This is a genomic window from Pseudomonas sp. I8001, assembly GCF_013385345.1.
Lineage (GTDB): Bacteria > Pseudomonadota > Gammaproteobacteria > Pseudomonadales > Pseudomonadaceae > Aquipseudomonas.
The window spans coordinates 11899-38643 of the sequence record NZ_JACAQC010000050.1 but is presented as its reverse complement, the minus strand read 5'-3'; the positions used below and the strand labels follow the sequence as shown (position 1 = coordinate 38643).

Below are 26745 nucleotides of genomic sequence, written 5' to 3'. Positions count from 1 at the left end.
GGATGCACGGCCCAAGGCGGGTCGACTGAACAAGGGCCGGCGTGGCCAGGCGCGCAGCGCGGCCGAAGGTTCGATCAACTGGCCGGGCACCTTGCTCGGCGGGCGGCCGCAACGCCGCGAAGATTTGTTGTATCAACTGCGTAGCCGTACGCCCCATGAACTGTGGCTGGTGATTGTCGATGCTTCGGCGTCCACCCGGCGGCATCAGGCGCTTAGCGATGCCAAGGGATTACTGGCCCAACTGTTCGACGATGCCTATCGACAGCGGGCGCGCATGGCGTTGCTCACCGCGAGCGGGCAATCGCCAAAGTGGCAGGTGCAGGGATTAAAGGCGGCAAAAGGGCTTGGTCATTGGCTTGATGGCCTCGGTGCAGGCGGTGGCACGCCATTGTTGCCAGCGCTGAACGAAGCGGGGCACTGGTTGGCGGCTCGTCGCAAGCGTTACCCGGTGGAGCAGCAGCGGTTGCTGGTGATCACCGATGGGCGGCTGAAGGATGTGGCGGGTTTGCCGCCGCTGGACTGCCCGGGTTTGCTGGTGGACATCGAGCGCGGCCCGATTCGGTTGGGCCGTTCAAAGCAGCTGGCTATGGGGTTACAGATTGACTATCGGCATATCGATAACCTGTAAGCGCCGGCACGTTCGGCCAAAGATCCGCCACCAGAAACAACCGTTCGGCTTCCTCCCATTCGCCTTCGCTGTTTTCCACCAGGCGCACCAGCAATTGCGCGGGCGCCATGGGGTCCAGCTCGGTCAGCCAGTGTTGCATCCGGGCCACGTCCCAGGCTTCGTCCGCCGGGTAGTGCGCCGGCGCCAGCCATGCGTGGCGGGGCAGCGGTTGCCAGCGTCCTGCCGGGCTTTGCTCGATAAACCTCGACCAATCGCGCTGATGCAGCCAGCGGCCATTCAGGTGTTGGGGATGCGCGCCCTGGGGGGCCTGCGCCATGCCCGGCCATGGGTAGAGCAGATACCCGCCCAGCCACAGATGGGCATCAAAAGCCTGGATATCCAGCGCGGCCAGGACCTCGCGGCTCTCCGGCCGGGCGGAAATCGGCAGTTGGTGCTGGGCCAGGTGGGCCAGCTTGCGGTCGAGCCGGTCATGACAGCCGGGGCCGAGCCATTGCGCGGTGTCCCGGCCATTACCGTCCTGGGGCCCGAGGTAGAGTTTGATCGCCAGTTCCAGATGATGCACACCGTCACGGTCGCGCAGCAGCATGTCCAGCTCGCCCAGGGTATGCCCGGCCTGGCGGATCGGCAGGTTGGCCGCCAGCAGCTCCACGCCCGGCGCATGCTGCACGGCGAATTGCCACAGCCGTTCGTAATACAACCCCAGCCGGCGGGTGCGTGCCTGGCTCAGCCAATGCAGCAAGGCACTGCTGTCCTGGTCCAGCTGGCGCAGCCACTGCTCTAGCAAATGCGGGGCCTGCACCCAGTCGCTGCCGGTCAGCGGGTGGCGTTGTGGCCACGGCGTTTGCGCGAGCATCGGCGGGGCGAGCATCACCCACGCGAGATCGCGCACCTCGGGGTGACGCAGTTGGCGGGGCAGGTGCTGCAAATCAGGGAACAGAGTCATGGTCCGAGCATAGCCTTTTACAGCCGGGAAGGGGGCTGAGAACCGTTGTCGTCTGGGGTTTGCGGCTACAAAGGATTTTGTGTAACGCCGGCTTTCGCCCATAATCGTTCTTTTTTGCAGAACCCGAACCCCGCAGGAGCCCCATGGAGCAATTTCGCAATATCGGCATTATCGGTCGCCTGGGCAGTACCCAGGTGCTGGACACCGTCCGCCGACTGAAAAAGTTTCTGCTCGAGCGCCACCTGCACGTGATCCTCGAAGACACCATCGCTGAAATCCTCCCGGGCCATGGCCTGCAGACCTCGTCGCGCAAGATGCTCGGTGAAGTCTGCGACATGGTGATCGTGGTGGGCGGCGACGGCAGCCTGCTGGGCGCCGCCCGGGCGCTGGCGCGGCATAACGTGCCGGTGCTGGGGATCAACCGTGGAAGCCTGGGGTTCCTCACCGATATTCGCCCCGACGAGCTGGAAGTCGAAGTGGCCAAGGTGCTGGACGGCCACTACCTGGTGGAAAACCGCTTCCTGCTGCAAGCCGAAGTGCGCCGCCACGGCGAAGCCATCGGCCAGGGCGACGCCCTCAACGATGTGGTGCTGCACCCCGGCAAGTCGACGCGGATGATCGAGTTCGAGTTGTACATCGACGGCCAGTTCGTGTGCAGCCAGAAGGCCGACGGCCTGATCGTCGCCACGCCGACCGGGTCCACGGCCTACGCGCTGTCGGCCGGTGGGCCGATCATGCATCCCAAGCTGGATGCCATTGTGATCGTGCCGATGTATCCCCATATGTTGTCCAGCAGGCCTATCGTGGTCGATGGCAACAGTGAGCTGAAAATCGTGGTGTCAAAAGACATGCAGATCTACCCGCAAGTCTCCTGCGACGGGCAGAACCATTTCACCTGCGCCCCCGGTGACACCATCACCGTGAGCAAAAAGGCACAGAAGTTGCGGTTGATCCACCCGCTGGACCACAACTACTACGAAGTGTGCCGGACCAAGCTGGGCTGGGGCAGCCGCTTGGGGGGTGGAGGCGACTGATGCTCGATCCCGCGCGTAGCTACGACCTGATTGGTGACGTGCACGGTTGCGCTCATACCCTTGAGCACTTGCTCGACCGGTTGGGTTACCACAAGCAGGGCGGTACCTGGCGCCATCCGTCGCGAATGGCCGTGTTCCTCGGCGATATCATCGACCGTGGCCCGCGCATTCGCGAGGCGCTGCATATCGTCCACGACATGACCGAGGCCGGCCAGGCACTGTGCATCATGGGCAACCATGAGTTCAACGCGCTGGGCTGGAGCACGCCCGCCGCCCCAGGCAGCGGCAAGCAGTTTGTGCGCGAGCACACGCCACGCCACGCGCGGTTGATCCACGAGACCCTGACCCAGTTCGAACAGCACCCGGCAGACTGGCACGATTTCCTCGGCTGGTTCTATGACATGCCGCTGTTTGTCGACGCCGGGCGATTCCGCGTAGTGCACGCTTGCTGGGACAACGGCTTTATCGAGCCCCTGCGCGCGCATTTCCCGGACGGCTGCATCGACGAACACTTCCTGCAAGCCGCCGCCGTGCCTGGCAGTTTCGCCAGCAATGCCTTCGACCGCCTGTTGCGCGGTACCGACATGCGCCTGCCGGACGGCTTGACCCTGACCGGCGGCGACGGCCTGACGCGCTCGTTCTTCCGTACCAAGTTCTGGGAAGACGACCCGAAGACCTACGGCGATATCGTGTTCCAGCCCGATGCGCTGCCGGAACCGGTGGCCGCCACGCCGCTGTCGTCCACTGAAAAGAATTCCCTGCTGCGCTACGGCGTCGACGAGCCATTGCTGTTCGTCGGCCACTACTGGCGCAGCGGCAAACCGGCGCCGATCCGCCCGAACCTGGCCTGCCTGGACTACAGCGCGGTGCTGTACGGCAAGCTGGTGGCGTACCGGCTGGATCAGGAAACCCGCCTGGACCCGCGTAAATTTGTTTGGGTCGATGTCGAGCGCCCTGAGGTTATTTCATGAGTACCGTTGCTGTATTACGCCTGCCGCTGGCGGTGGATTTGAGTGGTTTCGTCAAGCTTCTGCAACGCATGCAAGTGCCCCATCGCGTCAGCGAAGAAGCCGGGGAGCAGGTGCTGTGGGTGCCTGACTCCATCAGTGAAGACGTGAAGGTCCTGTACCAGCGCTTTCCGGCCGGTGACCCGGACCAGCAACTGGACATTCCCGAGCAGGCGACGTCGACCAGGCGTCCCGGGTTTGCCCAGCAGCTTCGCCACAGCCCGGTGACCGCGTTGGTGTTGCTGCTGAGCATCATCGTCGGCGCCGTTACGTTGCTGGGGGATAACCTGCAAGCCATGAGCTGGCTGACCTTCCTGCCGTTCAGCGTGGCAGGCGAGTACATCCGTTTCACGCCATTGACCGACAGCCTGGCGTCGGGACAGTGGTGGCGCCTCGTCACGCCGATGTTGATCCACTTCGGCATCCTGCACCTGGCCATGAACGGCATGTGGTACTGGGAACTGGGGCGGCGCATCGAGTTGCGCCAGGGCAGCATCAACCTGCTGGGCCTGACCCTGCTGTTCAGCCTGGTGTCGAACTACGCTCAATACTATTTTGGTGGTCCCGGCCTGTTTGGCGGGTTGTCCGGCGTGCTGTATGGCTTGCTCGGGCATTGCTGGATCTATCAGTGGGTGTCGCCGAATCCGGTGTATCGCCTGCCTCGCGGGGTGTTGGTGATGATGCTGGTGTGGCTGGTGCTGTGCCTGTCGGGCCTGGTCTCGATGATCGGCTTCGGCGAAATCGCCAACGCGGCCCACGTGGGTGGCCTGGTGATGGGTTGCCTGACCGGTTTGTTGGGTGGCTTGTACAGCCGCCGCAAAATGTCTCCTATTTAGTTAAGGAAGAGTCTTATGTCCTCTTTTGTCGAAATGATCGAAAACATCACCCCGGACATCTACGAGAGCCTCAAGCTCGCCGTGGAAATCGGCAAATGGTCCGATGGCCGCAAGCTCACCGCCGAGCAGCGTGAACTGTCGTTGCAGGCGGTGATCGCCTGGGAACTGCAGAACCTGCCGGAAGACCAGCGCACCGGCTACATGGGGCCGCAGGAATGCGCCTCCAAGTCGGCGCCGGTGCCGAACATCCTGTTCAAGTCGGATGCCATCCATTGATTGAGATTGGCCGTGGTGCAGTCAGCAAGATGTCGGCGCAGTTGGGTGAGCCGACCGTTCAATACGCGTTTCGCCTGGGCGACACCGAGGTGCCGGTCAATCCATTGATCGGCACTACCGTGCGCCTGGAATACCTCGGTGCGATCCATTGCACCCATTGCGGTCGCAAGACCAAGACCAGTTTCAGCCAGGGTTACTGCTACCCGTGCATGACCAAACTGGCCCAGTGCGACCTGTGCATCATGAGCCCCGAGCGCTGCCATTACGACGCCGGCACCTGCCGCGATCCGGCCTGGGGTGAAAAATTCTGCATGACCGACCACGTGGTGTACCTGGCGAACTCGTCGGGGATCAAGGTCGGCATCACCCGCGCCAGCCAGCTGCCGACCCGCTGGCTCGACCAGGGCGCCAGCCAGGCGCTGCCGATCATGCGCGTTGCCACGCGCCAGCAGTCGGGCTTCGTCGAAGACCTGTTCCGCAGCCAGGTGGCCGACAAGACCAACTGGCGCGCGCTGCTCAAGGGCGATGCCCAGGCCGTCGACCTTGCGCAGGTGCGCGACGAACTGTTCGCCAGCTGTGCCGAAGGCATGCTCGGTTTGCAGGAACGCTTTGGCCTGCAGGCCATCCAACCGGTGACCGACATCGAACCGATCGAAATCCGCTACCCGATCGAGCAGTATCCGACCAAGATCGTCAGCTTCAACCTGGACAAGAACCCGATTGCCGAAGGCACGCTGATGGGGATCAAGGGCCAATACCTGATCTTCGATACCGGCGTGATCAATATTCGTAAATACACGGCCTACCAGCTCGCCGTGCATCAGTAGAAGGACGACAGACATGCGCACCGAACAGCCGAAGATGATTTACCTGAAGGACTATCAGGCGCCGGACTACCTGATCGACGAGACGCACCTGACCTTCGAGTTGTTCGAGGACCATAGCCTGGTCCACGCGCAGCTGGTGATGCGCCGCAACCCCGAGCGCGGCGCCGGCTTGCCGCCGCTGGTGCTGGACGGGCAGCAGTTGGAGCTGCTGTCGGTGAACCTGGCCGACCAGGAACTGACCGACGCCGACTACCAGTTGAGCGACAGCCACCTGACCGTGCACCCCACCAGCGCGACCTTTACCCTCGACACCACGGTGAAGATCCACCCGGAAACCAATACCGCCCTGGAAGGCCTGTACAAATCCAGCGGCATGTTCTGCACCCAGTGCGAGGCCGAGGGTTTCCGCAAGATCACCTATTACCTCGACCGTCCGGACGTGATGAGCGTGTTCACCACCACGGTGATCGCCGAGCAACACAGCTACCCGGTGTTGCTGTCCAACGGCAACCCGATTGCTTCCGGCCCTGGCGAAGACGGCCGGCACTGGGCGACCTGGGAAGATCCGTTCAAGAAGCCGGCGTACCTGTTTGCACTGGTGGCCGGTGATTTGTGGTGTGTCGAAGACACCTTCACCACCATGACCGAGCGCACCGTGGCGCTGCGTATCTATGTCGAGCCGGAAAACATCGACAAGTGCCAGCACGCCATGAACAGCCTGAAGAAATCCATGCGCTGGGACGAGGAAGTCTATGGCCGTGAGTACGACCTCGACATCTTCATGATCGTCGCCGTCAACGACTTCAACATGGGCGCCATGGAAAACAAGGGCCTCAACATCTTCAACTCCAGCGCCGTGCTGGCCCGTGCCGAAACCGCCACCGACGCCGCGCACCAGCGGGTCGAGGCGATCGTTGCCCACGAATACTTCCACAACTGGTCGGGCAACCGCGTGACTTGCCGCGACTGGTTCCAGCTGTCGCTGAAGGAAGGCTTCACGGTGTTCCGTGATTCGCAGTTCTCTGCCGACATGAACTCGGCCACCGTCAAGCGCATCCAGGACGTGGCTTATCTGCGCACTCACCAGTTCGCCGAAGATGCCGGCCCCATGGCCCACGCGGTGCGTCCGGACGGCTTTATCGAGATCTCCAACTTCTACACCCTGACCGTGTACGAAAAGGGCTCGGAAGTCGTCCGTATGATCCAAACCTTGCTCGGCGCCGAAGGGTTCCGAAAAGGCAGCGACCTGTACTTCGAACGCCACGACGGCCAGGCTGTGACCTGCGATGACTTCATCAAGGCCATGGAAGACGCCAACGGCGCTGACCTGACCCAGTTCAAGCGCTGGTACAGCCAGGCCGGTACGCCACGCCTGGCGGTGAGCGAGTCCTACGACGCGGTGGCTAAAACCTACAGCCTGACCTTCCGTCAAAGCTGCCCGGAAACCCCGGACAAGGTGGAAAAACTGCCGTTCGTGATTCCGGTTGAGCTGGGCCTGCTGGACGGGAAGGGCGCGGGCATCGCCTTGCGCCTGGCCGGTGAAACCGCTGCCGGCGCCACGTCCCGCGTGATCTCGGTGACCGAAGCCGAACAGACCTTCACCTTTGTCGACATCGCCGAGCACCCGCTGCCGTCGCTGCTGCGTGGCTTCTCAGCGCCGGTGAAGCTGAGCTTCCCGTATAACCGCGACCAACTGATGTTCCTGATGCAGCACGACAGCGATGGCTTCAATCGCTGGGACGCCGGCCAGCAGCTGTCGGTGCAGGTGTTGCAGGAGCTGATCGCCCAGCATCAGCAGGGCAAGGCGCTGGTGCTGGATCAACGCCTGATCACCGCATTGCGCAGCGTATTGAGCGACGAAAGCCTGGACCAGGCGATGGTCGCCGAGATGCTCTCGCTGCCGAGCGAAGCCTACCTGACCGAAATCAGCGAAGTGGCGGATGTCGACGCCATCCACGCGGCCCGCGAGTTTGCTCGCAAGCAGTTGGCCGACAACCTGTTCGAGGGCCTGTGGCTGCGTTACCAGGCCAATCGCGACCTGTCGAAGAAAACCCCGTACGTGGCCGAGGCGGAACACTTTGCCCGTCGCGCCTTGCAGAACATTGCGCTGTCGTACCTGATGCTCAGCGGCAAGCCGGAAGTGCTGGCGGCGACCCTTGAACAGTTCGACGCGTGCGACAACATGACCGAGCGCCTGACGGCCCTGGCGGTGCTGGTCAACTCGCCGTTCGAAGAAGAGAAAGCCAAGGCGCTGGCGGTGTTTGCCGAGAACTTCAAGGACAACCCGCTGGTCATGGACCAGTGGTTCAGCGTACAGGCGGGCAATGGTTTGCCGGGCGCGCTGGAGCGGGTCAAGACGTTGATGCAGCACCCTGCGTTCAACATCAAGAACCCGAACAAGGTGCGGGCACTGGTGGGCGCATTTGCCGGGCAGAACCTGATCAACTTCCACGCGGCGGATGGTTCGGGTTATCGGTTCCTGGCGGACCTGGTGATCCAGTTGAATGGCTTCAACCCACAGATTGCTTCGCGGCAATTGGCACCGTTGACCCGCTGGCGCAAGTACGACAGCGCGCGGCAGGCGCTGATGAAAGGCGAGCTGGAGCGGATTCGCGCTTCGGGCGAGCTGTCCAGCGATGTGTTTGAAGTGGTGAGCAAAAGCCTCGCATAACTGAGGCTGAGTACTGCATCTGTGGCGAGGGAGCTTGCTCCCGCTGGAGTGCGCAGCGCTCCCAAGATTTTGGGGCCGCTACGCAGCCCAGCGGGAGCAAGCTCCCTCGCCACAACGGGTCTTAGATAACCGGCGGCCAGCGCAGGTCTTGTGCATCATCGTCCGTATAACGTGGGAAGCGCTCCGCGATCATCTCGTGGGGCACGCCCAGCGGTATCGCGCTGGCAGCATCCAGACGGTCCACTTGCTCAGCCGAGAGTTGCACACTCAACGCACCCAGGGTGCCGTCCAGTTGTTCGCGGGTACGCGGCCCCAGGATCGGAATCAGCGCGGTGGTAGAACGACGGGCCTTTTCCCGTAGCCAGGCGATGGCGATGTGAGTCGGCGTGGCGTCCAGTTCACCGGCAACCGCCAGCAGGGTGTCGAGCACTGCCGTTTCCCGTGCGCTTTTTTCAGCGTGGACCAAAATCCCCAGCTTGCTGGCGCGGGTATCGTCCTGGCTGTTGCGGTACTTCCCGGTCAGAAAACCACCCCCCAGCGGTGACCATAAAGTCGCGGCCAGGCCGAGGGCTTCGGCCATGGGCAGCAGCTCCCGGTCAGCGGTGCGTTCGGCCAGGCTGTATTCGGTCTGGATCGCTACCAGGGGTGCAAAGCCGCGCACTTCAGCGAGCAGGTCGGCGCGGGCAATGCGCCAGGCGGGGAAGTTGGACAGCCCGGCGTAGTGGATCTTGCCGGCACGCACCAGGTCATCAAACCCCCGCAGGATCTCTTCCATCGGCGTGACGTTGTCGCTGATATGCGCCCAGAACAGGTCGATGTGGTCGGTGTTCAAGCGTTTCAGGCTTTCTTCGACGGCGCGCACCATGTTCTTGCGGTTGTTGCCAAGCTTGAGGGTGCCTTCGTCTTGAGGCTGGGTGCGCAGGGTGTATTTGCTGGCGATCACCAGGCGGTCGCGTTCCGAGGCAATGAACTCGCCGAGCAGTACTTCCGATTGGCCGAACTGGTAGCCGTTGGCGGTATCGAGGAAGTTTCCGCCGGCCTCCAGATAGCCGTCGTAGATTCGCTTGGACTCTTCGCGCTCGGCGCCGTGGCCCCAGCCTGTGCCGAAATTGGCGGTACCCAGGGCCAGCTCTGAAACCCGCAGGCCGCTGCGACGGCCAAAGACTTTATTGCGCATACCGAAACTCCTGACGCTGTGGTTGGTTTAAATGTTCTACAACATCTATTAAATATGATGTGAGTCATATATTTCGTCAAGGGGCTTTTTTGGCGGCTGAAGGGAAGGGTGCCTGCTCCTGACACTTTCTGACGGAGACCTCTGCTAAGCTGCGCCACCTTTCTTTTTCGAGCGTGATCAACGTGTCGCGTACCAGTCGTCTGTTGACCTTGTTGCAAGTCCTGCGGGGCAAGAAACGCCCGGTGACGGCCGCCGTGCTGGCGGCAGAACTGGAGATTTCCGAGCGCACGCTGTACCGCGATATCGCCGAACTGACCGCGTTGGGCGCACCGATCTACGGCGAGGCGGGCGTGGGCTATGTGCTGCGTGCGGGCCTGTTCCTGCCGCCGCTGATGCTCAATGCCGACGAGACCGAAGCCATCGTGCTGGGCTTGCGGTATGTCGACCAGCGCGGTGATGACGTACTGAGCCAGGCGGCGGCCAATGCGCTTGCAAAGATCGCCGACGTGCTTGACCCGGCTGCCCAGGAAGCCTTACGCAATCCGACGGTGCTGCCGGGCCCGCCAGGCTTCGGCTACCCGGAAAACCGCGTGCCGTTGAATGTGTTCCGCGAGGCCATTCGCGGCCAGGCCAAGCTGCACATCGACTACGCCGATGCCAGCCAGACCGCCAGCCAGCGCCTGATCTGGCCCCTGGCCCTGGGTTTTCTCAACGAAGTGCGGGTGATCGTCGCGTGGTGTGAATTGCGTGGGGCCTATCGCACCTTCCGCACCGACCGAGTGGCCGCCGCGCGCCTGCAAGGTGAACGGTATCCGGGGCGCCGCAGCGACTGGCTGCGGGGCTGGCGCAAGCTGATGGAACAGAACGAATCCGGGCCGTTCACTCCTGACAAGAACTGACACAACGCTGCTTTAGCATGGCTCCATAAATCACTAAAAAGGAGCTGTCACCATGTCCCAACCCATCCCTGAACTGGCCCCGGCGATTGCAACCTACATTGCCGCGGCGAATGCCGGCGACACCTCGCTGGTGGTCGACTGTTTCGCCGAAGATGCCAACGTGTTCGACGAAGGCGAGCACCGGGTCGGTACCGCCGCCATCGCCCGCTGGATGGAAGACACCGGGCGTCGTTACCAGCCCAGGGTCCAGGTGCTGAATGTGCAGCACCGCACGGGCAAGGTGCTGGTCAGCAACCTGATCACCGGCAGCTTTCCCGGCAGCCCGCTGGAGCTGCGCTATACCTTCCGCCTCAATGAACACGGCAAGATTGCCCGTTTGGATATTTCCCTGTAGCCGTCATGGCATACTGCCGGGCATGACTTTCGACTCGCCACTCGCCGCCTACCAGCACGCCATCACCGAACAGGGTTTTGTCCCCGACGACGCCCAGCGTGAAGCGGTGCAAGCCCTGCAGGACTGCCATCAGGCCTTGCACCACGGCCATGGGCCCATCACCGGGGTGTACCTGTGGGGCCCGGTCGGCCGGGGCAAGACCTGGCTGATGGACCAGTTCTACCAAAGCCTGCGAGTGCCAGCGCGGCGCCAGCATTTTCATCACTTCATGGGCTGGGTGCACCAGCGTTCATTCCAGCTCACGGGCACCCACGATCCCTTGCAGGCCCTGGCCCGCGAACTGAGCCGGGAAGTGCGGGTGCTGTGTTTCGATGAGTTGTTCGTCAACGACATTGGTGACGCCATCATCCTCGGCCGGCTGTTCCAGGTGATGTTCGAGGAAGGCGTGGTGATGGTCTGCACGTCCAACCAGCCACCGGACCAGCTGTACGCCGACGGTTTCAACCGGGATCGTTTCCTGCCGGGAATCGAGGCGATCAAACAGCATATGCGGGTGGTGGCAGTCGATGGCGGGGAAGATCATCGGCTGCACCCGGGCACCGCACTGCAGCGTTACTGGGTCGACCAGCCCGACGCGTTGGCCGAGGTGTTTCGCCAGTTGAGCGCCGGGCAGGCAGTGAGCAGCGCCCCGGTTGCGGTCGGCTACCGCTCCATCGTGGCAGTGCAGTCCAGTGAAACCGTGCTGTGGTGTCGCTACGCCGACCTGTGTGAGCGGCCGTTGGCGGCGATGGATTTCATGCTGCTGTGTGATCGGTTCAAGGCCATTTTGCTCGGCGAGGTGCCCAACCTCAGCGCGCAAAAGCGCCCGGGACGAATCGCCCGTGGCACCGAAGACGCTGCCGAACGGGTGGACGCCGGGGACCGGGAACTGCCGGAACTGTCGGTGCATGACGACAGCGTCCGGCGTTTCATCGCGCTGGTGGACGAGTGCTACGACCGCAAGGTGCCGCTGTACATCGAGGCCCGGGTGCCGCTGGAAAGTCTCTACACCGAGGGTTACCTGGAGTTTCCATTCCGCCGCACCCTGAGCCGCCTGCAGGAGATGCAACTGGCACGGTTTGGCGAGCCTGGCGCGCTTTCACGCGGGCAAATGTAGTTAATCTCCTTCATCTAATGCCTGCACCGCGCTTACAATCGAGCCCTTTTATGGGGACCGAGTCCCTGTCGCACCGTTAACGAGGAAGGAAATGGACAGCGCAGACATCCTGGTGCTGCAAGCCAGCTACACCAATCCGGTACACGCCGAGGCCATTGGCCTGGTGCTCAATCATTACGCCGAAGACCCGATGGGCGGTGGCCACAGCCTGCCGGCCGACCGCTTGCAGCAACTGCCGGCAGAGCTGGCCAAGCGTGCCCACGCGTTCAGTGTGCTGGCCTTTGTCGGCGGTACGCCGGCCGGCCTGGTGAACTGCTTTGAAGGGTTTTCCACCTTTGCCTGCCGCCCGCTGGTCAACGTGCACGACGTGGTGGTGATGGATCAATTCCGTGGCCTGGGGCTGAGTCAGAAGATGCTGCAAAAGGTCGAGGAAATTGCTCGCCAGCGCGGTTGCTGCAAGATCACCCTCGAGGTGCTTGAAGGCAACGCCGTGGCGCAGTCGGCGTATCGAAAGTTTGGGTTTGATGATTCGGTATTTGATCCGCAACATGGCCGGATGTTGTTCTGGAGCAAGCCGCTTTAATTAATGTTTATTTAATTAAAGGCAAAAAAAGGCGCCAGCAAGTGGCGCCAAATTGACCTTGGCTATCAGAGCGGAATAGCACAGGTATTGCGGGTAAATCAGCTGTTCGGTGTGTTGGTAGTTTGGTCGGCCGTTGCCGGCTTTTCGGTCTTGCCGTCAGCCATCGCGGTTTGCTGGGCAGCACCGTGAGTCTGTTGCTGAACGAAGGTGAAGTTGTTGTAGAACTCCTTCGAACGCTCTGAGCCGCCTTCTGCAAAGGCGGCTACGGAAGTCATGGTCATCAGGCCGGCAAGGATAACAGTCGAAAATTTCATGGCAGTGTCTCAGTAAGTGTGTTGGGTCCGCGCGTTGTCATCAGCGGCGGGATGGGGAGACTGTGGGCCAATGATATTAAGTAAGGGTTAACCTCGCGCTGACCGAAAGTTAACGATTTCGTTAACTTCCAATCTTTAGCAGCGATGAATTCAGAGCTTCCAGTCCAGTGCAACGCTGATAGAACGCGGGTCTCCCCAATACACGCCGTTATAGAAGCCGACGCGCTCGTAATATTTTTTATCAAATAGGTTGTTGATATTAAGTGACGCCGACAAGTGGTCATCGAACTCATAGCGCGACATCAGATTGACCACGGTATAGGCCTGCTGGGTGATCCGGGTGCGCTCCCTGATCAGGGCTCCATTGGTGTCCCGGCCAACCGGGCGATAGGCGAAGTCGTAGAAGTCACTTTGCCAATTCACCGCGCCGCCGACCGTCAGCGCGTGCCATTCGCCGGGCAGGCGGTAGGCCGTGGACACGCGCAGCAGGTTCAGCGGCAGGTGGGTGTTATTGCGCTGCTTGTCACCGTTCAGGGAGTGGGTGTAGGTGTATCCGGCGGTCAGGTTCCAGTCGGGGCGCACCTCTCCGGACACCTCTACCTCGAAACCCTGAACCTTGTTGCCTTTGCCGCCGGATGTGAAGAACTGCTCACCGGTCTCCGGATCCGGTGGGGTCAAACTGTCCAGTTCCGCGACGTTGTCCTGTTTGCTCCAGAAGTACGCGGCCGCCAGGTTCAGGCGCTCTTCCAGCAGGCTGCCCTTGATACCCACTTCATAGTTGCTGCCTACCACCGGCTCCAGGTATTGCTTGCCGGCGTTGCGTTCTTCCTGCGGGTTGAAGATGTCGGTGTAGCTGGCGTAGACGGTGTACTCCGGGGTCAGGTCGTAGAGCAGGCCGGCGTAGGGTGTCCACATGTCGTTGTGGGTCTGGCTGGATTTTGACGTACCGAGGAACTGGTCAGTGTCCCTGTTGTAGTTGTAGGTGGTGCTCTCGATCTCCCAGCTGCCGTAGCGGCTGCCCAATACCGCATGCAGGCGATCGGTCAGGCTCAGGCGGGTGGCCAGGTAGCCGGCCTTTTGGCGGGTGCTGCCTTGTTCGCCCTTGAGGCCGGTGTTGGTGTCGGGGAATTTGCCGATCCCGCCCATGTGTTTCCAATCGTCGATGCTGGTGTAGTCCTTCGGCACCTCGCCGCTGCGCAGGTGTGGCGAAGCATCACGCTGCTCGGACTCGCCGTAACCCACCATCAATTCGTGCTCACGACCCAGCAGGGCATAGGACCCGGACAGGTTCAAGTCGACCACGTCCATTTTCGAGGTGCCGAGCATGTGGCTGGTCCAGGCGGTCATGCCGCTGCGGTCGGCATTCGGGAAGCCTGAGCCGCCGTAATAGACCTTGCCGTCGGTGTCGCTTTCACGGTGGGTATAGGCGGCCTTCAGGTGCCAGTCACCCGCCAGGCGGTGGTCGAGGGTAGCGAAGGTGGTTTCATCTTTCAGCGGCCAGGAACTCCAGTGGGCCGCGATGTTGGCGGAGCGGGGCAGCCTGGCTTTGCTGCCGTCGCTGTTCCAGTAGGGCAAGGTGCCCCACGCGGTGCCCTGCACATGCTTGTTCTGGTAATCGAAGCCCACCGCCAGCACCGTGTCGTCGGTCAGGTCGCCTTCGAGGATGCCGTAGCCGACTTCCCGTTGCAGCGCGTAGTTGTCGCGGTAGGACTGGGTGTCACGGTAGGCGAGCACCGTGCGGCCGCGCAGGCGCCCGTCAAATGCCAGGGGGCCGCCAACGTCCAGGTAGCTGTAGTAATTGTCGTGGGAGCCGCCACTGACGCCTGTCTTGGCCTGCCACTGTGCGGTCGGGCGTTTGCGCACCATGTTGACCGTGGCCGAGGGGTCGCCGGCGCCGGTGGTCAGGCCGGTGGCGCCGCGGACCACTTCGACCCGGTCGTAGATGATGGTGTCGGCATCGGACTTCATGCGGCCGAAGGTGTTGAGCATGCCGTCAATCTGGAAGTTGGTGATGCCGTAGCCGCGCGATGAATAGCCGACCCGGTCGGAGTCCAGGTGCTGCACCACCACGCCGGTGGTCTGGCGCATCACTTCGGTCAGGGTGTTGAGGTTGAAGTCGTCCATCTGCTGGCGGGTGATCACCGAGACCGACTGCGGGGTTTCCTTGATGGACAGGTTCAGCCGGGTGGCGGTGCCCATTGAGCCTGCGGTGTAGGCACCGGTGTGTTCGGTGTTGGCGCCAAGGCCTTCGGCGGTGATGCTGGTGCTGCCCAGTTCCAGGGCTTTGGCCGGCGCTTGGGATTCCTGGTCGGGGTCGTTTTCGGCCAGCAGGTCCGGGCTCAGCACCACGCTGAAGAGGCCCAGGGTCAAGGTCATGGAACGGGTAATAGGCGCGAACATCGCGGCGAACTCCTTGTCGTCTATGAAAAATGCCATTGGCTCAAAGACGAAAGGAGACGGGGAACTTTAGCGCTAAACGAGAATAATTATTATCTTTACGTTACAGCTAAATCGGGTTTCACCGCATTGCGCGGATGAAACCCGGGCGATTCAAGCTACTTGACGACCACGTTGGCGGCGTCTGGCTTGGGCTTGATCAGGCTGAAATCAATCAGCGGTTTTTGCTGGCGTGCATACGGGTCGCCAATCATCCGTGGCCGAGGCTTGAAGCTGTCACTGACCAGGCTCTTGCTGTGGTCCAGTTCGTCGAAGCTCAACCCGGCCATGTCGGCCCAGGTATGGATCAGCTGCGAGCTGGTGTAAGGGCGCTGCAAGTCACCGGCAAAACTCCAGTCATGGCTTTCACGCCACTTGGGTGATGCGTAGGCCATGAACGGAATGGTGTACATCGGCGCCGTCGGTTTGCCTTCGTTACGGCCCAGGGTGTTGTGGCCGGCCGAATCGAACACGTCTTCGCCGTGGTCGGAAAGGTACAGCAGGAAACCGTTCGGATCGGTCTTGGCGTAGTCCTTGATCAGGCTCGACACCACGAAATCGTTGTACAGCACCGCATTGTCGTAGCTGTTGTAGGTCGGCAACTGTGCGTCGCTGACCCCCTCAGGCACGCCCTGGCGGTCGGTGAACTTGTCGAAGGTCGGCGGGTAGCGGTACTGGTAGCTCATGTGGGTACCCAGCAGGTGCACCACGATGAATTTGCGTTCGGCAGTGTCGGACATGGCCTTGGCAAACGGCTCCAGCACGTCGCCGTCATACTGGCGCGCATTCTGGTTGCGATTGTTGTTCAGGTACACCTGCTCGTCGGCCTGTTCGGAGAAGGTCGTGAGCATGGTGTTGCGCTTGGTCATGGTCTGCTGGTTGGTGATCCAGAAGGTCTTGTAGCCGGCCTGCTTCATCACGCTGACGATGGACGGGGTCTTGAGGTACAGGTCCGGGTTTTCTTCGTCGGCGAAGGTCAGCACCTGTTGCAGCGCCTCGATGGTGTACGGGCGCGGGGTAATGACGTTGTCGAACACCGCCAGTTGGTCCCGCAGCTTGTCCAGTTCCGGCGTGGTGTTGCGCGGGTAGCCATACAGGCTCATGCGCTGGCGGTTGGTGGACTCGCCGATCACCAGCACCAGCGTCGACGGCTGGCCGGCCATGCTGTCCTTGAGGTTGGTCAGGGGCGGGATCTTGCTGGCGCTGGTCAGCATGCCTTGCATGTTATCCAGTTGTTCGGTGTAGCGGCGGTAGGCGACGATCATCTGCCACGGCACGGCCGGTTCGATGCGGGTTTCGAAGCGGTCGATGGCCAGTTCCATGGTCTCGCTCTTGGCGATCTGCTTGACCAGCGGGTAGCCGACGATGGCAATCACGATTGCGGCAGCCGCCAGCATGGCCTGGCCACGTGGCAGGTAAACCGGGCGTACGCGGGTCCACAGGAAAACGGCCATGGCGGTGTGGGCAATGAACGCCAGCACGATCCACCAGGCAAAGTATTGGGTGGCGTATTCGCCGGCTTCAGAGATGTTCGACTCGAACATGATGAAGATGACGCTTTGAGAGAATTCCTGCTGGTAGATGAAGAAATAACCCAGGCTGGCCATGGAACAGGCCCACAGCACCACGCCAATCAACCCCGCCACCAGGCGCGCGCGACGCGGGAACAACAGCATCGGCGCCAGCCACAGGGCGCTCATGAAGAATGCCTGGCGGAAACCACTGAAGCCGGAGGTGCCGGTCAGTTGGATCAGCAGTTGGGTAATGCCCGAGAAATACCAGAAGAACAGAAACATCCAGCCGAGGCCGGCCCAATCAAAACCTTTCGCAGACGTAGTGCTGCGTTTGAACATCGCCATCCAGCGCTCCAACCCGATAATTTCAGTGTCAACGCGCAGGGATGCACGCAAACAGAGGGCCTGCGCACGTAGCGCGGCCCTATTCGGCGGGAGTATCGGGAGGGGGATGTGAAAACTTCGTGAGTTATTCCTGAACGGTTCGTTCAGCCCACGTTCAGCAAAGTACGGGCTGGGTGCCGGACGGCTGATTGAGCTGGCCCTGCAAGTGCGAGCGCAGACGCATGACTTCCTGCTGCAGTTGGTCGCGCTCGTTTTTCAACTGGCGCAATTCATCGCGGCGAATGGTGACGTAGAGGGTCTGTGGCGGACGGGTCATGTGTGCAGTGCTCATTGCTTACCTCGCAAATAGCCGGTCTATCGCGGTGCCAGAGCGCTTGAATCGAGGCTCTCGGCAACAGTCGGGGCAATTCTGAATTCTTTTTTTAACGAAGGGAACTTTTTTATTTTTGATGGTCGTTGTGACTTTTAGCCCACTGAAGGCGAAAGGATGGCCACTTTTTGTCATGAAACTATGCCAATCCGCTCTGGACTAACCCTCATTAGCCTCATTGCGCTATAAACTGTGACACACATTTATTCGTAGTAAGGAGCATCAGCACATGCAACTGGGGATTATTGGACTAGGCCGCATGGGTGGCAACATTGCGCGGCGCCTGATGCTCAATGGGCATACCACCGTGGTTTACGACCGCAATGAAGCATTCGTAAAAGGTCTGGCAGGCGAGGGCGCCACGGGCGTTGCTGACCTGGCAGGCCTGGTGGCCGGGCTGCAAAAGCCCCGGGCGATCTGGGTGATGCTGCCGGCAGGCGACCCGACCGAGAACACCATTGAAGAACTGAGCCAACTGCTTGAAGACGGTGATGTGATCATCGACGGCGGCAACACCTTCTATAAGGATGACATCCGTCGGGCCAAGGCCCTGTCGGAAAAAGGCCTGCACTACGTCGACGTCGGCACCTCCGGCGGCGTCTGGGGCCTGGAGCGCGGCTACTGCATGATGATCGGCGGCGACGCCGAGACCGTTAAGCTGCTGGACCCGATTTTCGAAAGCCTGGCGCCGGGCCTGGGGACCATTCCGCGCACCAAGGACCGTTCTGCTGCAGCCGACAGCCGTGCCGAGCGCGGCTATATCCACGCGGGGCCTGCCGGTTCCGGGCACTTCGTCAAGATGATCCACAACGGCATCGAGTACGGGATGATGCAGGCCTTCGCCGAAGGTTTCGACATCCTCAAGACCAAGAATTCGGAGAACCTGCCGCAAGACCAGCGCTTCGACCTGAATGTTGCCGATATCGCCGAAGTCTGGCGCCGCGGCAGCGTGGTGTCGTCCTGGCTGCTGGACCTGACCGCCGACGCCCTGGCCACCGATCCGAAGCTCGACGGGTATTCCGGCTCGGTCGCCGACAGTGGCGAAGGCCGTTGGACCATCGAGGCCGCCATGGAACAATCGGTACCGGTTCCGGTGCTGTCGAACTCGCTGTTCGCGCGCTTCCGCTCCCGCCAGCAAAGTACCTACGGTGACAAAATGCTTTCTGCCATGCGCTTCGGCTTTGGCGGCCATGTGGAGACTCCCAAAAAATGACCGCCAACGGCAAGAAACCCAAGGCCGAACCCGCTCCGCCCACCACACTGTTTCTGTTTGGTGCCCACGGTGACCTGGTCAAGCGCCTGCTGATGCCGGCGCTGTACAACCTCAGCCGCGACGGGCTGCTGGGCGATGGCTTGCGCATTGTCGGCGTTGATCACAACGCCATCAGCGACGCCGATTTCGCCAAGAAGCTCGAGGACTTCATTCGCACCGAGGCCGCCAGCAAGGTCAAGGGCAATGCCGAGAACGCCCTGGACCCTGCATTGTGGGGACAGTTGGCCAAAGGCATCAGCTACGTCGAGGGTGATTTCCTCGACGACGGCACCTACGCCGATATCGGCAAGAAGATTGCCGACAGCGGTACTGGCAACGCGGTGTTTTACCTCGCCACCGCGCCGCGTTTCTTCGCCGAAGTGGTGCAGCGCCTCGGCGCGGCCGGCTTGCTGGAAGAAACCCCGGAGGCGTTCCGCCGGGTGGTGATCGAAAAGCCGTTCGGCTCCGACCTCGCCACCGCCGAAGCGCTGAACGCCTGCCTGCTCAAGGTGATGAGCGAAAAGCAGATCTACCGCATCGACCATTACCTGGGCAAGGAAACCGTCCAGAACATCCTCATCAGCCGTTTTTCCAATGTGCTGTTCGAGGCGTTCTGGAACAACCACTACATTGACCACGTACAAATCACCGCCGCCGAAACCGTCGGCGTGGAAACCCGTGGCAGCTTCTTCGAACACACCGGCACCCTGCGGGACATGGTGCCCAATCACCTGTTCCAGTTGCTGGCGATGGTCGCCATGGAACCGCCGGCTGCCTTTGGCGCCGACGCAGTGCGGGGCGAGAAGGCCAAGGTGATCGGGGCCATCCGGCCCTGGTCGCTGGAAGACGCACGGGCCAACTCGGTGCGTGGCCAGTACACCTCGGGTGAAGTCGGCGGCAAGCAGTTGCCGGGTTACCGCGAAGAGGCCAATGTTGCGCCAGACAGCAGCACCGAGACCTTCGTTGCCCTCAAGGTGTTGATCGACAACTGGCGTTGGGTGGGGGTGCCGTTTTACCTGCGCACCGGCAAGCGCATGAGCATCCGCGACACCGAGATCATCATCTGCTTCAAGCCGGCGCCTTACGCGCAGTTCCGTGATACCGAGGTCGATGAACTCAAGCCGACGTACCTGAAGATCCAGATCCAGCCGAATGAAGGCATGTGGTTCGACCTGCTGGCGAAAAAGCCCGGGCCGACCCTGGACATGGCCAACGTGGAACTGGGGTTTGCCTACAAGGACTTCTTCGAGATGCAGCCGTCGACAGGTTACGAAACCCTGATCTACGACTGCATGACCGGCGACCAGACCTTGTTCCAGCGCGCCGACAACATCGAGAACGGCTGGCGTGCGGTGCAGCCTTTTCTCGATGCGTGGAAGCAGGACGACGGCATCCAGGCCTACAAGGCGGGTGAGGACGGCCCGGCGGCGGCTGATGCGTTGCTGGCCCGCGATGGCCGTACCTGGCACAGCCTCGGATGAGTGACTTGCCGAGTCAACCCATCCGTTTTGTGTTGAGTGATATGGATGGCACGTTGCTGCATCCGGATCACAGCCTCAGCCAGCGCACCATTGATACGGTTCGCGCCTTGCGCGCGGCCGGGGTGTTTTTCAGCCTGGCCAGCGGGCGACCGCCCAAGGCCATGCGTCAGCAGGTCGAAGCGCTGGGCATCGATGTGCCGATTGCCGGCTTCAACGGAGGCACGCTGGTCAATCCCGACGGCAGTATTCTGGTGGCGCATCACTTGCCGGCAGAAGCGGCGCTGGTGGCGTTGGCCTTGTTTACGGCGCAGCCGGACGTTGAAGTCTGGCTGTTTGCCGACGGCGACTGGCTGCGTCGCAATCCCGGCGGACCGATGGCGGTTCGCGAGGAGCACGGCCTGGGCTATGGGGCGATTGTGGTGGAGAGCTTCGAGCCGTATCTGGATCGGGTCGACAAGATTGTTGCGGCCAGTACCAATACCCAGCTGCTGATGGAGCTTGAGGCGCAGTTGCAGCCCAGGGTCGAGGGATTGGCCCAGGTGTCGCGTTCGCAGCCGGTGTTCCTGGATGTCACCGCCATGAAGGCCAACAAGGGTGAAGCATTGAGAACCCTTGCGGCGCACCTCGGTGTGCCACTGCAACAGACCGCAGCCATCGGTGATGGCGGCAATGACCCGGCGATGTTTCATGTGGCGGGGTTGTCGATTGCCATGGGCCAGGCAGAAGAGGTGGTCAAGCGCCAAGCCAGCGTCGTGACCGGCAGCAATGTCGATGACGGTGCGGCGGAAGCCATCGAGCGGTTTATTCTCTCGGCCTATTGATCGGTAACCACACTAATAAGTAGTCAGCTATGCAAAGTTGCAACTTGCATGGCTGACTGTCCACTTGAGTTAGTGCGGGTCAATATATTGCGCAGCCGGGCGGCACACTTTCGGGTGCCGTCTCACGCACGCTTCAGTTACTTGGGCATTGCCCAGGATTGCAACTGGTAGCCATCTTTGTCGAGTTCGGCACGGGCCTGCAACAGCAAGTTCTCAAGCTGTGCCGGGTCGGTATAAGTGCTGGAAGACAGCTGCTTGCTACCGATACGGGTATTGGTGCGGTCGATGACGCTCAGGCTCAGGGCGCCGTTGCCATCGTGCCAGGCCACACATTGAAAGGGCTGGAAGGCACGGTCTGCGATCAAAAGAGCTTCGTTGATGCGGAGCGGGGCGTTCATGGGGTCTTCTCTCTAAATGCCCATTCAAGTGGAAGCCGTTGGTTGGGCGTGCCTAACGACTGGTTACTTGTACTGATGCACGATCACCGGGTGCGGGTCACATGTTAGAAGAAGATTTTTTAACTTTCCCTGATTAAAGTCATGTAAGGGGGCTATTTTGAAAGCCTCATGAAAGTTATGCCGCGGCAATTGACCGCACCCGACTGACATAAAAGACCCGGTTCGTTCGCGACTTATAGCGAATCGGTACAAAGGGTGCGTCAAGATCTTGCTAGGGTTACCAGCAGACTTTGCAAATAGTTGTTTTTAAATAACTTTAACGATTTTGACGCCAAGGAATAGTCATGATTGTTACACCTGCCCCGCGCCGCCTGCTTGTGGTCGATCCCTGTGATGACTGCCACCGGCTATTGCCCGGTTTGCGCGCAGCGGGGTGGGACGTGGACAACTGCGCCCTCGAGTCGGTGGGTGAGCGCTCCTGTGACGTGGGTTTGTTGCGCCTGCAGCCGTTTCATCTGGAGCGACCCGAAGCGGTCAAGGAACTGATCAGCCGCAGCGGCACCGAGTGGATTGCGGTGCTTAACCAGGAAGTGCTGCGCCTGCAGAATGTCGGCGATTTTGTCTGTGAGTGGTTCTTCGACTTCCATACCTTGCCGTTTGATGTGTCACGGGTGCAGGTCACCCTGGGCCGCGCCTTCGGCATGGCGCGCCTGCGGGGCAAGGGCAACAACGCGCCTGCGGGCCAGCCGGAACACGAGTTGCTGGGGGACAGCCGTCCCATCCGGGAATTGCGCAAGCTGCTCGCCAAGCTGGCGCCCACTGAATCCCCGGTGTTGATCCGTGGCGACAGCGGCACCGGCAAGGAATTGGTCGCGCGTACCTTGCATCGCCAATCCCAGCGCCATGCCAAGCCGTTTGTGGCGATCAATTGCGGGGCGATTCCCGAACACCTGATCCAGTCCGAACTGTTTGGCCATGAGAAGGGCGCCTTCACCGGTGCCCATCAGCGCAAGGTGGGGCGGATCGAGGCGGCGCACGGCGGCACCCTGTTTCTCGATGAGATCGGCGACTTGCCCATGGAGCTGCAAGCCAACCTGCTGCGTTTTCTCCAGGAAAAACAGATCGAGCGAGTCGGCGGCAGCCAGCCGATTGCGGTGGATGTACGCGTGTTGGCGGCCACCCACGTCGACCTGGAAGCCGCGGTGGCAAAGGGCACTTTTCGCGAAGACTTGTATTACCGGCTCAACGTCCTGCAAGTGGTCACCGCGCCGTTGCGCGAGCGCCACGGTGACGTGGCGATGCTGGCCAACCATTTTTCACACTTCTACAGCCAGGAAACCGGCCGCCGTCCCCGCAGCTTCAGTGAAGACGCACTGGTGGCCATGGGCGAGCACGGTTGGCCGGGCAATGTGCGCGAGTTGGCCAACCGCGTGCGGCGGGGCCTGGTACTGGCGGAAGGGCGGCAAATCGAAGCCGTTGATCTGGGATTGCAAAGCCAGCAGGCAATCGCGCTGCCGATGGCTACACTGGAGGATTACAAGCACCGTGCCGAACGCCAGGCACTGTGCGATGTGCTCAACCGGCACAGCGACAACCTGAGTGTCGCGGCGCGTGTGCTGGGGGTTTCCCGGCCGACGTTCTACCGGTTGCTGCACAAACACCAGATCCGCTAGGGCGGGTAAACCGAAAAGCCCCGCAACGACCCTTATCGTTGCGGGGCTTTTCCCGTTGTCATGCCTTAAAAGTAATACGGGAACTTCAGGCTGAAGCTGAACGACGGCGCATCCGGTGTGATCCCGATGGCCAGGTTCGGCACGATGGTCAGGTTGTCGCTTGCCGCAATCGTCATGCCCACGTTGAAGTAACCCGCGTTGGCATCGCTGGAAACCACTGACTGCCAGTCGCCGCCATCCGGCTTGAGCTTGCTCTTGCGTTGCACCAGGTCGGACACCGAGAACGACATACTCATCTTCTCGTTCAGCGCAAACGCCACGCCAGCGCCGATCTGGAAGCTGTCGCCCAACTGCACTTTCCCCGGGGTCTTCTGGCCGACCTGGGAGCTGATATCGCTGAACGAGTCTTCGAAGTTGTGGGTGTACGACAGCGAGCCAAACAATACCGCCGGGTCGAAGGTCTTGACCAGCGAGATACCCGGCGTTATCGACCACACACCGTTGCCGGTGGGCAGGCTTTCCGGCACGAAGAGGTTGGTGTTGCTGGATGACTGGACCAGCTTGATCCCAAACGGATCTTCGCCGGTGGGTGCCTTGACCCGCACCGACACCACGGCATCCGGCAGGTTGACGCTCTCGTCGAGGAATTTGTAGGCAATCCCGAAGTTGACGTCGCCGATAGTCGGGTCACGCGTGACCGATTGTTCCGAGGTCGCGGTGCCGCTGCCACCGTTGGCACCACCGGACTGATAGGTCGACTCGCGGTACACCACCGGCACGTTTATATCGAACTGCCAGCGGTTGTCGAGGTTGTAGCGGCCCGTGAGGTCGACGGTCCAGTTATCCGACTTGATCCGGTCCAGGTTGATGTTGCCGAGGAAGATCGAGTCCAGCGCCAGGAAGCCGTTGAGGGTCAACTGGCGGGCATCGTAGCGGGAATAGGTGACGCCGGTTTCAAAGCTGAACTTGCCGTTGCCAAAGAACCCGCTGGCCTCGTTATACAAGTTGCTCACGCTCTGCGCCGGGGCCGAATCATCCTTGAGGGACTGGCCGTAGGACGCGCCACCGGCTGCACCGCCCGAGGCCGCCGCCGCGCCGACTCCCGGCGTGTTGCCGGCCACCGTGGTGCCGCCTTTCTGGAAGTCTGCCGGGGATTTGGCCAGGCGCTTGGGCGGCGGCGCCACCGGTTGTTCTTCCACCTGGCGTACCCGTTGTTCCAGCACCGCCAGTGCTTTTTGCTGCACTTCGTAGCGTTGCTTGAGCTCCAGCAATTCCTTTTTCAATGTGTCTATGTCGGTGTCCGGCGCGGCATACAACATGGATGCGGGCAGGAGCGTGCTTAAACAAATTACGGCACGTAACGATAGCGATCGATGCATGGAATAAGCCGTCCCTTTCTAATGCGCAAGTGTCGAGGCACAGCGTAGTTCAATAACCGTTAGGGCGTAGGCCCCTGAGTTGATTCAGGTTCAGGTTCTGCCCCAAATTGTTCAAACCGTTGTTGCCCAGCACCACATTGAGTTGGGTCATGTTGCTGACGAAGTTGCTGTTACCCTGCAAAACCGTGCCTTGCAGGACATTCCCGGCGCCGATCTGCTGCAACGAATTGCCCTGATTGTTGTTGGCCAGGATCGCCATTTGCAGCCCGCCATTGGCGGCCGACACCGTGACCTGGCCGGCACCCGTGCTGCCGGTGACCGACTGGCCAGCCACCAGGGCTTGTCCGGACTGGACGACATTGGCCGGCGACAAGCCATTCTGGTTCACATTGATATTCACGTTATTGCTGGCGGTGTTGCCGTCGCCGGCGGCGCGCACGCTTTGGGTCACACCCTGGCCACTGCCCAGGCCGGCACCACCGACCACCGTGCCGGTGCCATTCGGCTGGTTGGGCGAGACTTTGGTGGGGCTGTCGGTTACCTGCACATAGAACTGCGGGGTGACGGTCGACGCGTTGACGTTCATGCTGGCCGAGCCGGTCACGCTGTCGCCGGCGGCATTGGTCCAGGTACTGCTCATCACGATGCCAAAACTGATGATCCGCCCCGGCATCACGTAGCGACCACGCAGGTCAGCCAGTTCCGAGTCCTTTATTTCAATCGGTTTGAACACCGACGACGCATAAGCGGGAATTGAGGCTGCCAGGCACATGACCGTCAGCCAACGGTAAGTGTTCATCGTTTGCTCCTGGAGCGTCCTGCCCCTTATTGCGCTTCTAGAAGAAGTCGCTCTGGATAAAACCGAAGTCCATCAATTCACTGTCCCGCACCGGACTGAACTCATTGATTCTGTTTTTCGCCGTCAGTGGGGTGGGCGGGTCGAGCAGCACGTTGGTCTTGTCATAACCTTCGCCCAATACCGCGAAGACGATGCCATTCCAGCCTTTGACGAAGTCGTCGCGGGCATAGCGTTTATGGCCCAGTACCGGGTCGCCGATGTACACCCAGTCCTTGTCGGCGCGCTGCATCACCACGAAGTGCTTGTAGCCGCGAATCTCCAGCAACACCACCACCGGGATTTTCACCGTGAGCAGGGTGTCTGCATTGATCCGGTAACCCCGGGCGCGCATCCCGATGCTTTCCAGGTAGCGCTTCATGTCCAACATCGAAAAGCCCTGGGTACGCACCAGGTCCTGATCGGCGTTGACCAGCATGCCCTTGATGATGTGGTCTTCATCCACATCCATCCAGTAGGCCTGGCGCAGGATGGTGGCCAGGGCGGCGGCACCGCAGCTGAAATCGGTTTTCTGTTCCACCAGGTTGGCGAACTTGCGTTCACGGATGCTCTCGACCTTCTTGAAGATCACGCCACCGCCGGGCATGGCGGCAATCGCCATTTGCCCCGCCCAAGTCGGGCCGGTGAGCAATAACAGGAGGGTGAGGGCGATGATCCGCATGATCGAATGGCCTGGTGGACACTGGAATAAAAAGGGGCCTTGTTGCCAAGGCCCCGTTGCATCAGAAACGTACGCCGGAGGAAATCACAGTGGTGTTGCCCTGCTGATTGCCCACGCCTGCAGCAATGTTGGCGCCCAGGTTGCCCGAAGAGCCATTAAGCGAGTTGTTGGCGCTGGCGTTGTTCACGACAGGCAGGTAAGTGTGGCTACCCCATGGGCCAGACTGAGTGGCCACGGTATTGAGGAAGGTGTTGTCGACGCTGGTTTGAGTGGTGTTGCTCGAAGCAGCGGCGGCGGCACCACTGGCAGAAGCAATTGCCAGTTGGTTTTTCTGTTGGTTGAAGTTACCCGCGGCAACGCTCACACCCAGGTTGCCGGAGCTGCCGTTGGCCGAGTTGTTGAGCGAAGCGTTGTTGTGGGTAGCCACTTGCACCGAGACGTTGTTGTGGTTGTCTTGGGTAATGGTACCCAGGGCAAACACGGCATCTGCATCACCGGCCGCGATGGCGGTCTGGTTGTCTTGTTGGTTGCCGTCACCCGAGGCAATGTTGGCCTGGGCGTTGCCGCTGCTGCCGTTCAACGAGTTGTTGGCCGACGCGTTGTTCTGGGTGCCCAGGTTGAGCACGCCATTGTGGTTGCTCGATTGCGCATCGGAAACGGCGGCTACTGCAGCGGTAGGCTGATGAGTAGGTGGGTTGGCATGTGCGGCGGCAGCCATGATTGCAGCGAGAGCGAAGGCCAGTGGTTTAAGAGCCATTGTAGTTTTCATGGTATTTCCCCTTGCTTCTAATTAGTTGGTTAAGTGTTGGTACGG

26 protein-coding genes are annotated in these 26745 nt (G+C 61.1%); 15 read left to right on the top strand and 11 right to left on the bottom strand.

What is annotated here, in order from left to right:
* Positions 1-25 precede the first annotated feature (25 nt).
* Positions 26-628: a VWA domain-containing protein gene (locus HX839_RS27070; protein ID WP_102605645.1), complete on the top strand. Its 603-nt coding sequence runs from the start codon at positions 26-28 to the stop codon at positions 626-628.
* On the opposite strand, the gene HX839_RS27065 is transcribed toward HX839_RS27070, so the two are convergent.
* Positions 585-1571, bottom strand: a complete 987-nt coding sequence (locus HX839_RS27065) for a DUF1853 family protein (RefSeq protein WP_177067983.1) — start codon at positions 1569-1571, stop codon at positions 585-587. The two genes, HX839_RS27070 and HX839_RS27065, sit on opposite strands and share 44 nt — an antisense overlap.
* 143 nt (positions 1572-1714) lie before the next feature.
* On the opposite strand from HX839_RS27065, the gene HX839_RS27060 reads away from it, so the two are divergent.
* From HX839_RS27060 to pepN, 6 genes are read left to right on the top strand one after another with little or no spacing between them, the layout of a single operon-like run.
* Positions 1715-2605, top strand: coding sequence for an NAD(+) kinase (locus HX839_RS27060; RefSeq protein ID WP_003217892.1), 891 nt, complete (start codon positions 1715-1717; stop codon positions 2603-2605).
* Entirely contained in the window at positions 2602-3576 is a 975-nt protein-coding gene (locus HX839_RS27055; RefSeq protein WP_161635726.1) for a metallophosphoesterase, read from the top strand. Before HX839_RS27060 ends, HX839_RS27055 begins: the two co-directional genes overlap by 4 nt.
* Positions 3573-4448 (top strand): rhomboid family intramembrane serine protease, encoded by an 876-nt coding sequence (locus tag HX839_RS27050; protein WP_008431996.1) that lies wholly within the window; start codon positions 3573-3575, stop codon positions 4446-4448. The genes HX839_RS27055 and HX839_RS27050 overlap by 4 nt, the downstream gene beginning before the upstream one ends.
* A 15-nt stretch (positions 4449-4463) precedes the next feature.
* Positions 4464-4724, top strand: coding sequence for a YeaC family protein (locus HX839_RS27045; RefSeq protein ID WP_003217900.1), 261 nt, complete (start codon positions 4464-4466; stop codon positions 4722-4724).
* Complete coding sequence (locus HX839_RS27040) at positions 4721-5551, top strand: DUF2797 domain-containing protein (protein ID WP_003217902.1); 831 nt, start codon at positions 4721-4723, stop codon at positions 5549-5551. The genes HX839_RS27045 and HX839_RS27040 overlap by 4 nt, the downstream gene beginning before the upstream one ends.
* Positions 5552-5564: 13 nt before the next feature.
* Complete coding sequence (pepN, locus tag HX839_RS27035) at positions 5565-8222, top strand: aminopeptidase N (protein WP_177067982.1); 2658 nt, start codon at positions 5565-5567, stop codon at positions 8220-8222.
* Between the two features lie 121 nt (positions 8223-8343).
* Here pepN and HX839_RS27030 read toward each other — a convergent pair whose 3' ends face one another.
* Positions 8344-9399: an aldo/keto reductase gene (locus tag HX839_RS27030; protein WP_177023400.1), complete on the bottom strand. Its 1056-nt coding sequence runs from the start codon at positions 9397-9399 to the stop codon at positions 8344-8346.
* 182 nt (positions 9400-9581) lie between these two features.
* Here HX839_RS27030 and HX839_RS27025 point away from each other — a divergent pair, with 182 nt between their 5' ends.
* The 4 genes from HX839_RS27025 to HX839_RS27010 all read left to right on the top strand — a co-directional run bounded on the left by HX839_RS27025 (position 9582) and on the right by HX839_RS27010 (position 12431).
* Positions 9582-10298, top strand: coding sequence for a YafY family protein (locus tag HX839_RS27025; protein ID WP_032898885.1), 717 nt, complete (start codon positions 9582-9584; stop codon positions 10296-10298).
* Between the two features lie 52 nt (positions 10299-10350).
* The gene (locus HX839_RS27020) at positions 10351-10692 is read left to right on the top strand and encodes a nuclear transport factor 2 family protein (protein ID WP_177067981.1); all 342 of its coding nucleotides are present in this window, start codon (positions 10351-10353) and stop codon (positions 10690-10692) included.
* Positions 10693-10714: 22 nt separating this feature from the next.
* A complete protein-coding gene (gene zapE / locus HX839_RS27015; RefSeq protein ID WP_177067980.1) occupies positions 10715-11848 on the top strand; it encodes a cell division protein ZapE in 1134 nt (377 codons plus the stop codon).
* A gap of 91 nt (positions 11849-11939) precedes the next feature.
* Positions 11940-12431: a GNAT family N-acetyltransferase gene (locus tag HX839_RS27010; protein ID WP_008432012.1), complete on the top strand. Its 492-nt coding sequence runs from the start codon at positions 11940-11942 to the stop codon at positions 12429-12431.
* Between the two features lie 98 nt (positions 12432-12529).
* On the opposite strand, the gene HX839_RS27005 is transcribed toward HX839_RS27010, so the two are convergent.
* From HX839_RS27005 to HX839_RS26990, 4 genes are all read right to left on the bottom strand, one after another.
* On the bottom strand, positions 12530-12745 hold the full coding sequence (locus HX839_RS27005) for a hypothetical protein (protein ID WP_087694368.1): 216 nt from the start codon (positions 12743-12745) through the stop codon (positions 12530-12532).
* Between the two features lie 150 nt (positions 12746-12895).
* Positions 12896-15145: a TonB-dependent siderophore receptor gene (locus HX839_RS27000; RefSeq protein ID WP_177067979.1), complete on the bottom strand. Its 2250-nt coding sequence runs from the start codon at positions 15143-15145 to the stop codon at positions 12896-12898.
* A 155-nt stretch (positions 15146-15300) separates the two neighbouring features.
* The gene (locus HX839_RS26995) at positions 15301-17040 is read right to left on the bottom strand and encodes a phosphoethanolamine transferase CptA (protein ID WP_008432015.1); all 1740 of its coding nucleotides are present in this window, start codon (positions 17038-17040) and stop codon (positions 15301-15303) included.
* Between the two features lie 154 nt (positions 17041-17194).
* Positions 17195-17371 carry a DUF6026 family protein gene (locus HX839_RS26990; protein ID WP_158660300.1) on the bottom strand — a complete coding sequence of 59 codons (177 nt, stop codon included), beginning with the start codon at positions 17369-17371 and terminating at the stop codon, positions 17195-17197.
* Between the two features lie 244 nt (positions 17372-17615).
* Between HX839_RS26990 and gnd the strand changes: the two genes are divergently transcribed.
* From gnd to HX839_RS26975, 3 genes are read left to right on the top strand one after another with little or no spacing between them, the layout of a single operon-like run.
* Positions 17616-18623, top strand: a complete 1008-nt coding sequence (gene gnd, locus HX839_RS26985) for a phosphogluconate dehydrogenase (NAD(+)-dependent, decarboxylating) (RefSeq protein ID WP_256579633.1) — start codon at positions 17616-17618, stop codon at positions 18621-18623.
* Positions 18620-20143, top strand: a complete 1524-nt coding sequence (gene zwf, locus HX839_RS26980) for a glucose-6-phosphate dehydrogenase (protein WP_177021143.1) — start codon at positions 18620-18622, stop codon at positions 20141-20143. Before gnd ends, zwf begins: the two co-directional genes overlap by 4 nt.
* Entirely contained in the window at positions 20140-20964 is an 825-nt protein-coding gene (locus tag HX839_RS26975) for an HAD family hydrolase (RefSeq protein ID WP_177067978.1), read from the top strand. Before zwf ends, HX839_RS26975 begins: the two co-directional genes overlap by 4 nt.
* A 137-nt stretch (positions 20965-21101) precedes the next feature.
* Here the strand turns inward: HX839_RS26975 and HX839_RS26970 are convergent, their stop codons facing one another.
* The gene (locus tag HX839_RS26970; RefSeq protein WP_003217933.1) at positions 21102-21362 is read right to left on the bottom strand and encodes a hypothetical protein; all 261 of its coding nucleotides are present in this window, start codon (positions 21360-21362) and stop codon (positions 21102-21104) included.
* Between the two features lie 344 nt (positions 21363-21706).
* Between HX839_RS26970 and HX839_RS26965 the strand changes: the two genes are divergently transcribed.
* Entirely contained in the window at positions 21707-23035 is a 1329-nt protein-coding gene (locus tag HX839_RS26965; protein ID WP_177021142.1) for a sigma-54 dependent transcriptional regulator, read from the top strand.
* A gap of 65 nt (positions 23036-23100) precedes the next feature.
* On the opposite strand, the gene HX839_RS26960 is transcribed toward HX839_RS26965, so the two are convergent.
* From HX839_RS26960 to HX839_RS26945, 4 genes are all read right to left on the bottom strand, one after another.
* Complete coding sequence (locus tag HX839_RS26960; RefSeq protein WP_043224814.1) at positions 23101-24414, bottom strand: autotransporter domain-containing protein; 1314 nt, start codon at positions 24412-24414, stop codon at positions 23101-23103.
* A gap of 49 nt (positions 24415-24463) precedes the next feature.
* Positions 24464-25213, bottom strand: a complete 750-nt coding sequence (locus tag HX839_RS26955; protein ID WP_177067977.1) for a hypothetical protein — start codon at positions 25211-25213, stop codon at positions 24464-24466.
* Positions 25214-25250: 37 nt separating this feature from the next.
* A complete protein-coding gene (locus HX839_RS26950) occupies positions 25251-25931 on the bottom strand; it encodes a C39 family peptidase (RefSeq protein ID WP_003217941.1) in 681 nt (226 codons plus the stop codon).
* Positions 25932-25992: 61 nt separating this feature from the next.
* Positions 25993-26688 carry a hypothetical protein gene (locus tag HX839_RS26945; protein ID WP_177067987.1) on the bottom strand — a complete coding sequence of 232 codons (696 nt, stop codon included), beginning with the start codon at positions 26686-26688 and terminating at the stop codon, positions 25993-25995.
* Between the last annotated feature and the right edge of the window lie 57 nt (positions 26689-26745).